Annotated in this window: 9 protein-coding genes; 7 read left to right on the top strand and 2 right to left on the bottom strand. The window is 74.6% G+C overall.

Annotated elements, in window-relative coordinates:
• Nucleotides 1-76 precede the first annotated feature (76 nt).
• Complete coding sequence (locus tag ABZY91_RS24485; protein ID WP_355405235.1) at nt 77-520, bottom strand: Rrf2 family transcriptional regulator; 444 nt, start codon at nt 518-520, stop codon at nt 77-79.
• Nucleotides 521-958: 438 nt separating this feature from the next.
• On the opposite strand from ABZY91_RS24485, the gene ABZY91_RS24480 reads away from it, so the two are divergent.
• Complete coding sequence (locus tag ABZY91_RS24480) at nt 959-1,735, top strand: SAM-dependent methyltransferase (RefSeq protein ID WP_355405259.1); 777 nt, start codon at nt 959-961, stop codon at nt 1,733-1,735.
• A gap of 41 nt (nt 1,736-1,776) precedes the next feature.
• Here ABZY91_RS24480 and ABZY91_RS24475 read toward each other — a convergent pair whose 3' ends face one another.
• On the bottom strand, nt 1,777-2,595 hold the full coding sequence (locus ABZY91_RS24475) for an SDR family NAD(P)-dependent oxidoreductase (RefSeq protein ID WP_355405234.1): 819 nt from the start codon (nt 2,593-2,595) through the stop codon (nt 1,777-1,779).
• Nucleotides 2,596-2,683: 88 nt separating this feature from the next.
• On the opposite strand from ABZY91_RS24475, the gene ABZY91_RS24470 reads away from it, so the two are divergent.
• The 6 genes from ABZY91_RS24470 to ABZY91_RS24445 all read left to right on the top strand — a co-directional run.
• On the top strand, nt 2,684-3,643 hold the full coding sequence (locus ABZY91_RS24470; RefSeq protein WP_355405233.1) for a helix-turn-helix transcriptional regulator: 960 nt from the start codon (nt 2,684-2,686) through the stop codon (nt 3,641-3,643).
• A gap of 629 nt (nt 3,644-4,272) precedes the next feature.
• Nucleotides 4,273-5,379, top strand: coding sequence for an ATP-grasp domain-containing protein (locus ABZY91_RS24465; protein WP_355405232.1), 1,107 nt, complete (start codon nt 4,273-4,275; stop codon nt 5,377-5,379).
• Between the two features lie 333 nt (nt 5,380-5,712).
• Nucleotides 5,713-12,150 (top strand): amino acid adenylation domain-containing protein, encoded by a 6,438-nt coding sequence (locus ABZY91_RS24460; protein WP_355405231.1) that lies wholly within the window; start codon nt 5,713-5,715, stop codon nt 12,148-12,150.
• Nucleotides 12,147-13,022: an alpha/beta fold hydrolase gene (locus ABZY91_RS24455; protein WP_329881831.1), complete on the top strand. Its 876-nt coding sequence runs from the start codon at nt 12,147-12,149 to the stop codon at nt 13,020-13,022. The genes ABZY91_RS24460 and ABZY91_RS24455 overlap by 4 nt, the downstream gene beginning before the upstream one ends.
• Nucleotides 13,023-13,026: 4 nt before the next feature.
• Nucleotides 13,027-14,367: an MFS transporter gene (locus tag ABZY91_RS24450; RefSeq protein ID WP_355405230.1), complete on the top strand. Its 1,341-nt coding sequence runs from the start codon at nt 13,027-13,029 to the stop codon at nt 14,365-14,367.
• Between the two features lie 148 nt (nt 14,368-14,515).
• On the top strand, nt 14,516-14,900 hold a 385-nt coding region (locus ABZY91_RS24445), incomplete at its 3' end, for an AMP-binding protein (protein WP_355405229.1).

Here is a 14,900-nt window from a genome sequence, read left to right as displayed (position 1 = left end):
GATGCGCGGACGGGTGCGGCGTGCGGAGGTGCGGGTCCGGCAGGTGCGGGCCCTGGGGCCGGGCTGGGAACGGGTGTCAGTCGGGGGGTCTGCGGGAGAGGCCGAGCAGGACCGGCCCGGTCGGGGCGGCGACCAGGTCGCCGATCGAGAGCGGGTCGAGGGTGGTGAAGAACGCCTCCTGCGCGGAGCGCAGCACTCCCCGCAGGCGGCAGGCCGCGCGCAGCGGACAGGGCGGCTCGTCCTCGCAGCCGACCACGTCACCCACCCCTTCCAGCTCGCGCAGCAGCAGTCCGAGGGAGCCGGTACGGCCCGCCGCGGTGAGGGTCAGCCCCCCGCCGCGGCCGCGTCGCGCCTCCACCACGCCGAGGTGCTGCAGCCGGCTGACCACCTTGGCGGCGTGGGTGTACGGCACGCCCACCGCCTCGGCCACCTCGCGGGTGGTCGGGTTGGCCTCCTCGTCGAGGACGGCCAGCCGCATGGCGATGCGGAGGGCGATGTCGGTGCTCTTGGTCAGCCTCACGTTCGAGAGGCTAGCGAATGCGACTGCAGGACTCCAATTTTCTGCACACGGGGTGCGGGCCGGCCCCGCTGCCCGCGCGGGCAGCGATCAGGGCAGCGATCAGGGCGGTGATCCGGACGGTGGTGGGGGCGGTGCGGGTCGGGTCGGTGCGGCGCAGGGGGCCGACGTGGCCGCAGACGCGGGCCGGAGGCCGCTCGGGGCCCCGTCCGAGGGGCCGCCCGGCGGTCCGCCCCGGGGCCCGGAACTCGCGGCCACTGCCAGCGGATTACGGTTACCATGCGCACCATGGGTCCGCCGCCCGGCTGATCGCCGGGGCCGGGCACGGGTGACACGGAAACGGCAACGGGGTCGAAGGGGAGGGCGAGGATGTCGCGCGCTGACTGGGTATCGGGGGACCGGGGCGGGGAACAGACCGGGTGGACGGGCGTCGACCTGCGGATGGACGTCCCGCACTCGGCGCGGGTCTACGACTACCTCATCGGCGGCAAGACCAACTTCGAGCCCGACCGGGTCGCCGCCCACGCCTCCGTCAAGGCCTGGCCGGCCCTCCCGGTCTCGATGCGGACGACCCGCACCTTCATGGAGCGCGTCGTCCGCCACCTGGCGGAGAAGCACGGCGTGCGGCAGTTCCTGGACATCGGGACGGGCATCCCCACCTCGCCCAACGTGCACGAGATCGCCCAGGGCGTCGCGCCGGATGCGCGGGTCGTCTACGTCGACAACGACCCGATCGTGCTGACCCACGCGCGCGCCCTGATGTCCAGCACCCCGGAGGGCCGCACCGCCTACCTGGACGCCGACCTGCGCGACGTCGACTCGATCCTGGACTCGCCGAGCCTGCGCGAGGTGCTCGACCTCTCCCGGCCGGTGGCGCTCTCGCTGATCGCGATCGTGCACTTCGTGCTGGACGGGGACGACCCGCAGGGCATCGTCCGCCGGCTGATGGACCGGCTCGCCCCCGGCAGCTTCCTCGCCCTGACCGTCTTCACCGGCGACACCGACCCGGTCGGCGTCGGCGGCGTCGGTCGCGAGTACAACGCCCGGGGCATCCCGCTCCAGATCCGGGACAAGGCCGAGACCCTCGCCTTCTTCGACGGCTACGACCTGCTCGACCCCGGGGTCACGCTGGTCCACCACTGGAACCCGGACCCGGACGCCGCGCCGGTGCGGGACGCGAGCATCGCGATGTACGGGGGCGTGGCCGTCAAGCGCTGAACCGCGGCGCCGCCGGGGCCGGGGGAGGCGGCGCGTTCGCCTCAGCTGTTCCGCAGGATCCGGTAGGCCGTCCCCGGGTGGACCCGCAGCAGTGCGAGCAGCGTCCGTGAGACGCCGACCGCGATCACCGGCCGGCCGCGCTCCAGCCCGCGGACGACGGCCCGGGCGGCCGCGGCCGGCGGGATCTTGCGGGCGGCGCCCTCGCGGCCGGCCGTCATCGGCGTGTCCACCAGGGGCAGCACCACCTCCTGGACCCGGAGCCACGGTGTCTCGTCCTCGGCCCGGTAGCGCAGCGACCGGAGCAGGGTGTGCACGGCGGCCTTGGTCGCGCAGTAGACCGGTGCCGACTTCTTGGGCGCGTAGGCCAGGCCCGAGGTCACCGCGACGAAGGCCGTCTCGCGGCCCGGGCCGACGCCGCGGGCGGCGCCCCTGCGGGCGCTCCCGGAACGGCCCGGATCCCCTGCGCTCCCGGCGGTTCCGGCGGCGGGGCCGGTGAGGTGGGGCCAGCTCGCGGCGGCCAGTTCGACCACCGAGCGCAGGTTGACCGCGAGCTCCTGCTCGGCGAGCGCCAGGACCTCAGGGTCCGGCCCCCGGGTCAGGTCGATCAGGTGCTGCACGCCCGCGTTGGCCACCACGACATCGAGTCCGCCGAGGAACCCGGCGGCGAGGTCCACCACCCGCGTCGCCTCGCCCGCCACCGCGAGGTCGGCGGTGAACGACCCGAGGCCGGCCCCCGACCGGTCCGCCCGCCGTCCGCAGGTCACCACCCTCGCCCCGGCGGCGGTGAGGGCCCCGGTCAGGGCGAGGCCGACCCCGCTGGTGCCGCCGGTGACGAGGATGCGCTTTCCGTTCACGTTCATGGCGGCCAGCCTGGGGCCGGGTGCGGGCGCCGGCTTGTACCAGTGCGCCACCGCCGCGGGCCCCGGCAGCCGCCGGTAGCATCGCGCCGTGCCCACCGCCGTACGGGAGATGGCGCGGACCGTCCACCCGGAGCTGGCCGGCGCCGCGCTCGCCGCGCTGCTCCGGCACGGGTCCGGGCCGCTCGGGCCGGCCGGGCGGACCGTGCGTCGGCTGCTCGCCGCCGGTGCCCCGGTGCCCGAGGGCGTGCACCGGGAACTGCTGGGTACGCTGTACGGCTGCGGACGGGAGGCGGTCTCCGACGCCGGGCGGCTGCTCTTCGAGCGGCCGCGGGATCCGCTGCTGCGCGCGCTGATGACGGGGGACGACATGGCGGCGCTGATCGCCCGCGCCCGTCCGGTCGAGCTCTGGCTCCACGTCGGCCACCGGACCAGGACGGTGCTGCGGCCGGGAGAGCTGACGGTCAGTCACCGGCGTTACCTGGGGGGTGATCCGGTGTCCGCCGAGAGCGTCTTCGTCTGCGCGGTGCACACCGCCGCGGTGGCGGCCGTGACCGGACGCCCGGTCGAGGTGGCGCTGCTCGCCGCGGACGGCGCCGTCCTGGCACCCGACGCACCCTGGCGGCCCGGTCCGGCGCCCGCCGTCCGGGGGTGGCGGCTGCGGTGGGACGAGCGGGCCGGCCCGCCCGGTCCCGCCCGGCCCTCCACCGCCGGGGCGTCCGCCACCGGCCTGCCGGGTGCGGCACGGGAACTGATCGCGGGAGAGCCGGCGGCGGACTGGCGGCTCTCCGCCGTGGCCGCCGCACTGGGCGTCGCGCCGCGTACCCTGCAGCGTTCCTTCACCCGGGCGGGGACGACCTTCCAGGCCGAACTGGCCGCCGTCCGGCTGGACGTCGCCGGCCACCTGGTCCGCCGGACCCGGCTGCCGCTCGCCGAGATCGCGGCCGCCGCCGGCTTCACCGACCACCCGCACCTGACCCGCCGCTTCCGTGAGCACCACGGCTGCGGGCCGGCCGAGTTCCGCCGCCGGGGCGCCGACGGGACCGAGTGACGGAAGGGGTGTGGAGAGAGCCGTGTACCCCCGAGGTGCTGTCTGCCAATAGCGGGAGAACAGTTGCGCCAGGCGGCGGCAGGGCCTTGACGGGCCGGTGTTTCACCGGAATGCTGATCGAGGCACCGAGCGGTCGAGGGTGCCCGGGGGCGGCTCTGCGGAACAACGAGCCGGGGTGCCTCGTCGAATCCTGCACAGCCCGGCGTGGATCTGCCGGGATCGGTCCACGGGGGGAGGCGGAAATGAACGGACGGTTCGGCGGTGTGCTGCGCGGCGCACCCGGACGTTGTCCCGGCCGCCTGCTCCCCGCTGCGCCGGGCGGGTGTTAGAGCCTCACACACGTATCAGCGTGCGACGCCGACTGGTCGCGCCGGAAGCCGGGGGAGCGGTGACCGGGGGCGAACGGTCGGCGCACAGGTGCGCCATCGCGCAATGGCGGGTTGTTCATGGCCAGTAGGGGGACTGTTTCAATGGCGAAACCGCGAGTTCTGGTTATTGGAGACAGCATTCGGCTTGTCCGGAAAGCCGGGCCGGCGAATGTCGACGTCGTTTATGCGCAGAAGCCTTCGCAATTCGATCCGGCGGTCGTCCCGCATTGCGATCAATTGCTGTTGGTGGATTATCAGCACGTGCCGACCGTCGTGGCTCTGGCACGGGCGCTGCACGGGGTGCAGCCCCTCACCCGCGTCGTGACGCAGACGGAGGCGGCGCAGCTGGTCGGCGGGCACCTGGTCGACCTGCTGGGGTTGCCGGGGAACGGCGCCCGCACGACGCGTCTGCTGCACGACAAGTCGGTGATGCGCGCGCTGCTCAACGAGCAGGGGATCGCGGCGGTGCCGTTCGTGGTCAATCCCACCCGCGAGGAGTTGGCGGAGTTCGTCGCGGCGCACGGTGCGGCGATGGTGAAGCCGACCAAGGGCTCGGGCAGCCTGGGGGTGCGGCCGGTCGGCTCGGTCGACGAGGTCGACGAGGTGTGGGCCTGGTGCGAGGAGTTCGGCATCGGGGACTTCCTGGTCGAGAAGCTCTTGGTGGGACCGGAGTTGAGTGTCGAGGCCTTCTCGGAGGCGGGTCGGCACACGGTCGTCGCGGTGACCGCGAAGGACACCGAGGGCGGGGTCGTCGAGCTCGGGCACGTCGTGCCGGCTTCCTTCGACGGCGAACAGCTCTCCGCCATCAGGGACCTGACGGTGCGTCTGCTGGATGCGGCCGGCCTCCAGGACGGCCCCTCGCACACCGAGATGATCCTCACGGCCGAGGGGCCGCGGATCGTCGAGTCGCACTGCCGGCGGGGCGGGGACTTCATCAACGACCTCGTGCGCCTGGTGTACGGCGTGGACCTGGAGGAGGCGACGTACCGGCTGGCCGGACCGTCCGCCCCTCTGGCCGATCTGCGGCCGGCGCGGGGCGCTGCGGCGGTCCGCTTCCTCACGGCCGCGCCCGGGACGGTCGTCTCCGTGGCGGGGCTGGCCCGGGCGCGGGAGCTCGACGGTGTGGTCGTGGCCGCCGTGAGTGTCGAACCAGGTTCCGTCGTCAGTGAGTTGCGCTGGTCGGAGGACCGGTGCGGGCACGTCATCGTGCAGGCCGAGAGCGCCGAGGCGGCGGTCCGGCTGGCCCGGAAGGCGGCCGAGTGTATCGAGATCGTCACCGAGCCCGCCCCGGCGGCGGCCGAGCGACCGGCCACGCTGGACGGGCTGCTGGGCGAGTTCGACGAAGTCCTGGACCCCTTCGAGGCGTAGCCCGAGGCGCGGTCCGGGGTGTGGTTCGAGGCACGGCCGGGCGGCTCGCCGCCCGGCGGTGACGGCCGGACGCCCCGTCGGCCTCCGCGTCCTGACTCCCGTGTCCTGCCCCGTGCCGGGGGCGCCGAGCGGCGCCCTCCGGCCGCCGCCCCGTCGCGCCCGGAGCCGGGTCCGGGGCCGGCCCCCGGGGCGGTGCGGGCGCGACGGGGCGGGGTGGCCGTCGGGCCTGAAACCCGTGCGGCGTTCGGTAGTTGTTCGGCAGGCGTTCGACCGCCGGCCGACCCCGCAGTCTTGAGTTAGACAAACCAGTCCATTCGCGGCAGATGGAATGTCATGACCCTGATATCCAGCACGCAAGACGACGGTTCCCTCTCCTACACCCAGGAGAGCCTGTGGCTGTTCCACCACCTGGCCCGCCCCGACGAACCCGCGTACAACGAATCCCTGGCCTTCGAGCTGGCGGGCAAGGTCGACCCGGGCGCCGTACGCGGCGCCGTCCGGGCGGCCGTCGAGCGGCACGAGGCGCTCCGCACCCGGTTCCGCGCGGCCCCGGACGGCCTGCCGCGCGCCGAGGTCCTCGCAACGGTCCCGGACACGCTGGACTTCACCGACCTGCGGACGCTGGAGCCCGCCGAGGCCGACGCCCGCGCGGAGCAGCTCCTGGCCGACCACCACCACCGGCCGTTCGACCTCGGCGCGGCTCCGCTGCTGCGCACCCTCCTGGTCGCCCTGCCCGAGGACCGGTGGCTGCTGGCACTGACGGCCCATCACATCGTGGTCGACGACTGGAGTCTGCGCCTCGTCCTGGAGGAGGTCGGCGAGGACGTCCGGGCGATCACCGAGTCGGGGAACCCGGTGCGGCGCCCCGGACCGGCCGCCACGTTCCGCGACTTCGTGCGGAGCAGCAGGGCGGCCTTCGAGCGCGGCGAGTACGCCGAGCAGATCGAGGCCTGGCGGCACTCGCTGGCGCACAGCCCGGACCTGCTCGGCATGCCGCTGGATCGCCCCAGACAGGCCCGGCCGACCTTCCGCGGCAGCAGCCGTACGCTCACCGTGCCGCTCACCGAGGTCGAGCCGCTGCTGGAGGCGGGCCGGCGCGAGTGCCGGGCCACGGCCTTCCCGGTCTTCCTGGCGGCGTACGCGGCCCTGCTCAACCGGTACACCGGCCAGGACGGGTTCGCCATCGGCACCACGGTCCTGAACCGGCCGACCGAGGCGGACCTGTCGCTGGTCGGCTGCTTCGTGAACACGCTCCCGCTCGCCCTGCCCGTCGACCGGGAGGCGCCGTTCCGCGACCTCCTGGAGGCGGCCCGGGAGGCGACCGACCGGCTGCTCGACGACGGCGACGCCCCGTACCCCAAGGTGCTGGAAGCCCTCGGTGCCGAGCGGGCCGTCAACCACAACCCGGTCTTCCAGACCATGCTGACCCTGCTCGGGCCGGAGCCGGAGCTGGACCTCGGTCCCGAGACCACGGCCCGCTACCGCCCCGTGCGCCGGACCGCCGCCAAGTTCGACCTGATGCTCTACATCGCCCGGACGGACGGCGGGTACGAGTTCGAGCTGGAGTTCAACACGGACCTGTTCGACCCGGAGACCGCCGAGCGGCTGCTGGGGAACTACGCGCGGCTGCTCAGGGCGCTCGCCACCTCCGTCGACGCCCCGGTCGGCGCCCCGTCGATGCTCGGCGAGGACGAGGAGCGCCTGATCCTCGACACCTGGAACGACACCGCGAAGGCGTACCCGCCGGGCACGGTCGTCGACGTGATCGAGGAGCAGGTCCGCCGCACCCCGGACGCCGTCGCGGTCGAGTACGGCGACCGGCTGCTCACCTACGACCTGCTGAACCGCAGGGCCAACCAGGTGGCGCGGGCGCTGCGTGCCGGGCTCGGCGACGCGCCGGGCGGCGTGTCGCGCGGCCCGTTCGTCGGCGTCTACATGGAGCGATCCGTCGAGATGGTCGTCGCGCTGCTCGCGATCGTCAAGGCGGGTTGCGCGTACGTGCCGATCGACCCCGACTACCCGGCCGCCCGGATCGAGTTCATGATCCAGGACGCCGGCCTCCCGCTGATCCTCACCCAGGAGCGGCACCGTGCCGCGCTCGAAGCGACGGGCACCGGCGGCGCCGCCCTGCTGGTCCTGCCGGACCCCGCCCTGGACGCCGAGGACGACGCGGACCCCGTCCGCGCGCTCGGTCCCGACTCGCCCGTCTACATGATCTACACCTCCGGGTCCACCGGGCAGCCCAAGGGCGTGATCAACCGGCACGACTCGCTGGCCAACCGGCTCCACTGGATGCAGGACGCCTTCGCCCTGACCGGCGAGGACAAGGTCCTGCAGAAGACGCCCTACAGCTTCGACGTGTCCGTCTGGGAGTTCTTCTGGCCGCTCATGGTGGGCGCGGCCGTCGTCGTCGCCGAACCCGGCGGGCACCGGGACCCGGAGTACCTGAAGCGCGTCATCCGCGACCACCGGGTCACCACCGTCCACTTCGTCCCCTCGATGCTCAACGTCTTCCTGGAGGCGGAGGAGCTGACGGAGCACTGCGGCTCCCTGCGGCGGGTGGTGTGCAGCGGCGAGGCGCTGCCGCGCAGGACGCTGGAGGTGTTCGCCGGGGCGCTGGACTGCGAACTGCACAACCTCTACGGGCCGACCGAGGCCGCCATCGACGTGTCGCACTGGGCGTGCACCCTCGACTACCCCGGCCAGGTGGTGCCCATCGGCACACCGATCGCGAACGTCCGGCTGTACGTCACGGACCGCCACCAGGTGCTGCAACCGGTCGGCGTGCCGGGCGAGTTGTGCATCGGCGGCGTGGCCGTCGCGGCCGGCTACCACCGCCGGGACGAGCTGTCGGCGAAGGTGTTCCTCGACGACCCGTACGGCACGGAGCCCGGGGCCCGGCTGTACCGGACCGGGGACCTCGCCCGCTTCCTGCCGGACGGCCGGATCCAGTACCTGGGGCGCATCGACAACCAGGTCAAGCTGCGCGGACTCCGCGTCGAGCCGGACGAGGTCGCGGCGGTGCTGCGCGAGCTGCCGGGCGTGCAGGACGCCGCCGTCGTCGTGCACACCACCGGCGCCGCCCAGGCGCTGGCCGCGTACGTGGTGCCCGCGGGCGACGGGCTCGACGCGGAGGACCTGCGGTCCCGGCTGCGCGGCCGGCTGCCGGAGTTCCTCGTCCCGCAGTACCTGGTGGCGGTGCCGGACCTGCCCACCACTCCGAACGGCAAGCTGGACCGGCGCGCGCTGCCCGACCCCGTCGCGGCCGGCGCGTCGGCCCGGAGCGCCGCCGCGCTCGCCGGACCTCGTCAGCACGAGGTGGCCCGGGTCTGGCGCGAGGTGCTCGGCGTCGACGAGGTCGGCGCCGACGACCGGTTCTTCGCGCTCGGCGGCGACTCCATCCTCGCGCTGCGGGTCGCGGCCCGGCTGCGCGAGGCCGGTTACGCCGTGGAACTGCGCGACGTGATCGCCCTGCCCACGGTGGCCGAACTGGCCGCCGCGCTGGAGGAGCGGGACCCGCAGGAGCCGGCCGCCGCGGCGGACCCGGGGCCCTTCGGGCTCGTCGGCCCGGCCGACCGGGCCCTGCTGCCGGCGGACGCCCGCGACGCGTGGCCCCTCACCAGGCTCCAGTCGGGCATGATCTACCACTCGCTGCTGGACGAGGACTCGCCGGTCTACCACGACATCTTCGACTACGAGTTCTCCGGTGAGGCCAGCTTCGGTGAGGCCAGCTTCGGCGGGGCCGAATCGGGTGAGGCCGACGCGGAGGTCCGCGCCGGGCAGGTCCGGCAGGCGATCGCCGCGACGGTGGCCCGCCACCCCCAACTGCGGTCCTGCTTCGACCTGGAGCGGTACGGCGAGCCGCTGCAGATCGTCCTGCCGCGGGCCGACGCCGCCGTGGAGGTCGTGGACCTCACCGGACTGGACCGCGCCGGACAGGACCGGGCGATCGCGCAGTGGGTCGAGCAGGAGAAGCTCCGCCCCTTCGACCTGGCGGCCCCGCCGGTCCGGTTCCGCGTCCACCTGCGGGACGCGACGCGGTTCAACCTCGGCGTCTCGTTCCACCACCTGATCCTCGACGGCTGGAGCGTGGCCCTCGTGGTGGCCGGGATCCGCGAGCGCTACGCGGAGTTGCTCGCCGGGCGGGAGCCGGCGGAACCGGCCGCGGAACCCGGGTTCGGCGGCTACGTCGCGCTGGAGCGGGCGAGCGCCACGAGCGCTGCGGAGCAGGAGGCCTGGCGGCGCCTGCTCGCCGGGTTCCCCGCCACGCTCCCGGCCGGTCCGCAGCCCGACGGCTCGGTCGAGACGGCGACCCTGGAACGGGACGTCCCGGCGGAACTCGCCGAGCGGCTGCGGCGGAGTGCTGCCGGGCTCGGTGCGCCGCTGAAGTCGGTCTACCTGGCGGCGCACTGCGCGGCACTGGCCGACCTCACCGGCACCGCCCGCCTGATCACCGGCCTGGTCGGCCACGGCCGGCCCGAAGTCCCGGGCGGCACCGAGATGGTGGGCCTGTTCCTGAACACGGTGCCGCTCCCCGTGGAGGTGCCGGAGACGCCCGGGCCCGACCTGGTCGCCGCGGTCTTCGCCGCGGAGCGGGCGGTTCTCCCGCACCGGCGGTTCCCGCTCGCCGAGATCGAACGCCTGCGCGGCGGGCCGCAGTTCGACGTCGTGTTCAACTACACGGACTTCCACGCCTACACCGGTCCGGCGGACGGCGTCCGGATCGACGGCGCCCGGTACTTCGAACTGACCAGCTTCCCGATGGTCGTCCACGTCCACAAGGACCAGTTCGACGGTGTGATGCGGCTGGCGGTCTGCCACGACCCCGGCCGGATCAAGTCCTCCGCCGTCGAGCGGTTCCTGGACGGCCTGCTGGAGGCGCTGGAGTCGCTCGCGGCCCCGGACGCGCCGGGACAGGTCGCCGCCCCGGACACCAGGGAGCCGCTGACGCTCCCGGGCACCCGGGCGCCGGAGGCCGCACCGGCGGCGCCGCACACGGCGGCGGACGACCGTCCCGCCGGGGCGGAGACGGCGATCGCCGGGATCATCGCCACCGCGCTGGGCGTCGACGCCCTGGCCGTGGACGCCAACTACCTCGACGCGGGCGTCGACTCCATCACGTCGATCCGGATCCTCGCCAAGATCCGCAAGCTGTTCCCGGCGGCCGTCATGCGCGACGTCATCGAGCTGCGCACCGCCCGCGCCCTGGCCCACCGGCTGGAGAGCCGTGACCGGGACGCCGTGCAGGACGAACCCGTCCCGGCGGGTGAGGGCCTTCCGGCACCGACGGCCGATCTGCCGGACGGCGTCGTCGACGCCTACCCGGCCACCGCCATGCAGCTCCAGATGATCGGGGCCACCCGGCGGGACCCGGCCCAGTCGGCCTACCACGACGTGTTCGCCTACACCGTCCGGCTGCCGCTGGACGAGCAGGCCCTGCGGGCGGCGCTGCGGCGGGCGACCGCATCCACCGCGACCCTGCGGACGGCGTTCCTGCTGGACGCCCGGCCGGTGCCGCTGCAGCACGTCCACGCCGCGGTCGAACCCGACCTCGTGGTCGACGCCACCGGGCGGCCCGGTGCCGCCGACGAGTGGTTCGAGCGCGAGCGCGGCTCCGGCTTCACCTGGGACCGGCCCGGTCTGATCCGGTTCGCCGCCCACCGGACCGGAGCGGAGGGCTTCGTCCTCTCGTTCGGCTTCCACCACGCGGTGATCGACGGCTGGAGCCTCTCGCTGCTCGTCCGGGACCTGCTCACCTCGTACGCGGCGAGCCTGTCCGGGGACGGGCCCTCCGGGGAGAGCCCGTCCGGGGAGAGCCCGTCCGGGCCGGCGCCGCAGTCGCCGGTGCCGCCCGCTCCCGCCTACCGCGACTACGTCAGGGCGGAGGTCGCGGCCCGCGACTCGCAGCAGTCCCGCGCCTTCTGGCGCGAGGTCCTGCGCGACCACCCCGGGACGCCGCTGCCCCGCTTCGCGCCCGACGGCACCGGCAGCCGCTGGACGGAGACGACCCTCACCGTGCCCGCCGGGCAGGAGGCCGCGCTGCGCGAGGTCGCCCGGCAGGCGGGCTGCCCGCCCAAGTACCTGATGCTCGCCGCCCACCTGCGCGTCCTCGCGCTGATCAGCGGTCGGCAGGACGTGGTGACCGGCGTCTTCACCCACGGCCGGCCGGAGGCGGAGGGTGCCGAGCGGATGACCGGCATGTTCCTCAACTTCCAGCCGCACCGGGCCCGGCTGGACGACCGGACCTGGAACGAGCTCGTCGAGGCGGTGTTCCGGGCGGAGGCGCGCGCTCTGCCGCACCGCCGCTACCCGACCGCGGCCGTCGCCCGCGACGTCCTCCACGACCGCGCGGCCGGCCCCGCGGCCGACGTCGCCGCCGGCGCCGACGCCGGGCTCGACGCCCTCGGACGCGTCGCGCTCTTCCCCGCGCTGTTCAACTACACGGAGTTCCCGGCCTACGCCGAGGCCGCCGACGGCGGCGCCGTCATCACGGACGTCCGCTGGTTCGAGCACACCGACGTCCCCTTCCTGGTGAACGTCGGCCGCGACATCGGCCAGTCCCGCCTGGAACTGACCGTCAACGCGGACGGCCGCCTGCTCCCGCAGGCGGTGACCGAGGCCGTCGCCAGGCTCCACGTGGCCGTCCTGACCCAGATCACCACCGACCCCACCGGCCGCGTCCTGGACACGACCGACGAGATCCGCGCGATCGGAGCCGAACTCCGGGCGCGACAGCTGCCGACCGACGGAGAGGACACCCAGAACCGATGACCACCACCCGTACCCCCGAGACCGAGCAGGTCCTGACCTTCGAGCAGCCGGACGGCTACCGGACCCACTACCGGGTCTGGGGCCCCGCGCAGGCCGACGACGTCGTCGTCATGCTGCACGGCGGCATGAGCCACTCGGGCTGGCAGGCGCCGCTCGGCACCCGCCTCGGGCAGCTGCCCGGGACGGCCTTCGTCGCCGTCGACTTCCGCGGCTCCGGGCTCAACGACGGCCGCGGGCACATCCCCGCCGGTCAGCTCGCCGTCGACGACATCGCCCACCTGCTGCGCCACCTGAAGGACTCCTACGGCCGGATCCACCTGGCCGGCTGGTGCTTCGGTGCCCAGATCGCCACCGTGGTCGCGACCGGCCTCGCCGGCCAGGAGGTGATCAGCAGCCTGATCATGACCTCGCCCGGCTTCTTCTTCAACGACCGCTACAACGACGTCCTCGACCGCTCCATCGACGCCGCCCTGATCGCGGCGGAGGAGCTCGGACTGACCCCCGAGCCGGACCGCGCCTTCATCCAGATCCCGCTGCGCACCCCGGACTTCACCGACCGCCCGGAGTGGCACGCGTTCATCGACGCCGACGAGCTGCGGCTGCTGCGGATCACCGTGGGCACCATCGACGCCTGGGAGGAGATCGCCGTCCGCTCGGAGAAGGACTTCGCGGGGATCGGTCCGCTCCCGCTGCTGGCCGTGTTCGGCACCCGCGACAAGCTGGTGGACAACGCCCGCGTCCGCGCGTTCCTCGCCACCCACCCGGACCTCCGGGTGCACGAGCTCGACACCGGCCACGCGCTCCAGTTCGAGGAGCCGGACGCCCTGGCCGCGCTGCTCGGGGACTTCATCGGTCACCCGGTGGCGGGCTGATCCCGTGACGGCCGGACCCGAACCCGACATCGACGTGCCCGCGGACCGCGTTCCGGTCGGCGCGCCCGTGGACCGCGCCCCCGACGGCGCACATGACGCCGAACCCGACGGCGCACGCAACGGTGCGCCCGGGGGCGGCGCACCCTCGGGCGTCAACCGCTACCGCCTGGCGCTGACCACCCCCGGTGCGCTCCGCTTCGTGATCCCCGGGCTCCTCGCCCGGTTCCCGATCGGCATGACGGGCATCAGCATCCTGCTCTTCATCCGCTCCGTCGGGTACGAGTTCGGGACCGCCGGGGCGCTGTCCGCCACCTCCGCCGTGGGCTTCGCGGTGGCCGCGCCCCAACTGGCGCGGCTGGCGGACCGGATCGGCCAGCGCCGGATCCTGCTGGCCTGCGCCGCCGTCGGCGCGGTCGACGGCGCCCTGTTCGTCCTCTCCGCGCTGCGCGGGGCCCCGCTGTGGACGCTGTTCCCCGCCGCGGCGGTGATGGGCGCCGCGACGCCCGCGATCGGCTCGATGGTGCGGGCGCGGTGGAGCGGGCTGCTCTCGGGGTCGCCGATCATGTCGACCGCGTTCGCGCTCGAATCGGTCGTCGATGAAGTGATCTTCATCTTCGGGCCGATCGTCGCCACCTTCCTGGCGACCGGGGTCGACCCGGCCGCCGGGATCGTCTGCTCGCTGGTGCTGGTGTGCGGCGGGAGCGTCCTGCTCGCGCTGGGCACCGCCACCGAGCCCCCGAGGTCGACCGGGCCCAGGCCGGCCGGCAGCGCCCTGTTCCTCGGGCCGGTCGCCGTGATCGCCGGGGTCAACCTCTGCTTCGGCGCCATGTGGGGCTCGATCGACATGGCCACCGTCGCCTTCACCACCGAGCTGCACCGCGAGGGGCTGGCCGGCCTGCTGCTGGCCGCCTACGGGATCGGCAGCTCGGTGGCGGGCGTGGCCTACGGGGCCCGCGAGTGGAACCTGTCGACCACCCGCATCCTGCTGGGCGCGACGGCCCTGATGGCGCTCGGCATCGCGCCGATGCTCCTGGTGAACGACGTCGTCGTCGCCGTCCTGGTGCTCTCCCTGGCCGGCGCGTCCTCGGCGCCGGCCATGGTCGCCGGGATGCTGCTCGTCCAGGACGGGGTCCCGGCCTCCCGCCGGACCGAGGCGATGGCCTGGCAGGCCACCGCGATCTGGCTCGGGGTGGCCGCCGGCTCCGCGGTCAGCGGGCGCCTGGCCGACACCACCGGATCGCACGCGGCCTACGGTTGCGCGCTGGCGTTCGGGGGCGTCGCGTTCGCGGTCGCCGCGGCGGGCCGGCAGCGGGTCGCCGTGAAGCCGCTCCCGGAGCCGGCGTGACCGCCCGCCGGCACGTCACCCCGGGGACCGGGGCGCGGGGAGTGGCGCCGGTCCTCGTCCGCGCCTTCCGGTCGTTCCCGCCCTTCCCGCCCTTCCCGTCCTTTCCGTTCCACCCGAGGTGGACCGATGACCGACACGAGGTGGACCGATGACTGACACCGCCACCCGGCCCGCGGTGGCCGCGCAGGCCTGGCTGCCGGACCTGATCGAGGCCCGGGCCGCCGAGGCCGCCGCCGCGGCCCGCCCGGCCGTCGCGCTGCGCACCGAGCGCGGCGAGGTGGGCTACGCCGAACTGCGGGAACGCGCCGAGCGGACCGCCCGGGACCTCGCCGCCCTCGGGGTCGGTGCCGGCGACATCGTCGGCATCCGGCTGCCCGCCGGCCCCGAGCTGGTCGTCGCGATGCTCGGCGGCTGGTTGGCCGGTGCCGCGTTCCTGCCGATCGACGCGGCCGCCCCGGACGAGTACTGCGCCCGGCTGCTGCGCGACTCCGGCGCGGCGGCGCTCTTCGACCGCTCCGGCGGCCCGGTCGCTC

This window comes from Kitasatospora sp. NPDC002965 (assembly GCF_040611255.1).
In the GTDB taxonomy this organism is placed as follows: Bacteria; Actinomycetota; Actinomycetes; order Streptomycetales; family Streptomycetaceae; genus Kitasatospora.
Note: the sequence above shows the minus strand (reverse complement) of the source record. Positions and strands in the feature narration are given on the sequence as shown.

What these genes read in the sequence shown, in the direction of transcription:
- ABZY91_RS24455 (WP_329881831.1), top strand. Translation starts at nt 12,147, where the DNA reads ATGACCACCACCCGTACCCCCGAGACCGAGCAGGTCCTGACCTTCGAG.
- ABZY91_RS24460 (WP_355405231.1), top strand. Translation starts at nt 5,713, where the DNA reads ATGACCCTGATATCCAGCACGCAAGACGACGGTTCCCTCTCCTACACC.
- ABZY91_RS24475 (WP_355405234.1), bottom strand. Translation starts at nt 2,595, where the DNA reads ATGAACGTGAACGGAAAGCGCATCCTCGTCACCGGCGGCACCAGCGGG.
- ABZY91_RS24480 (WP_355405259.1), top strand. Translation starts at nt 959, where the DNA reads ATGGACGTCCCGCACTCGGCGCGGGTCTACGACTACCTCATCGGCGGC.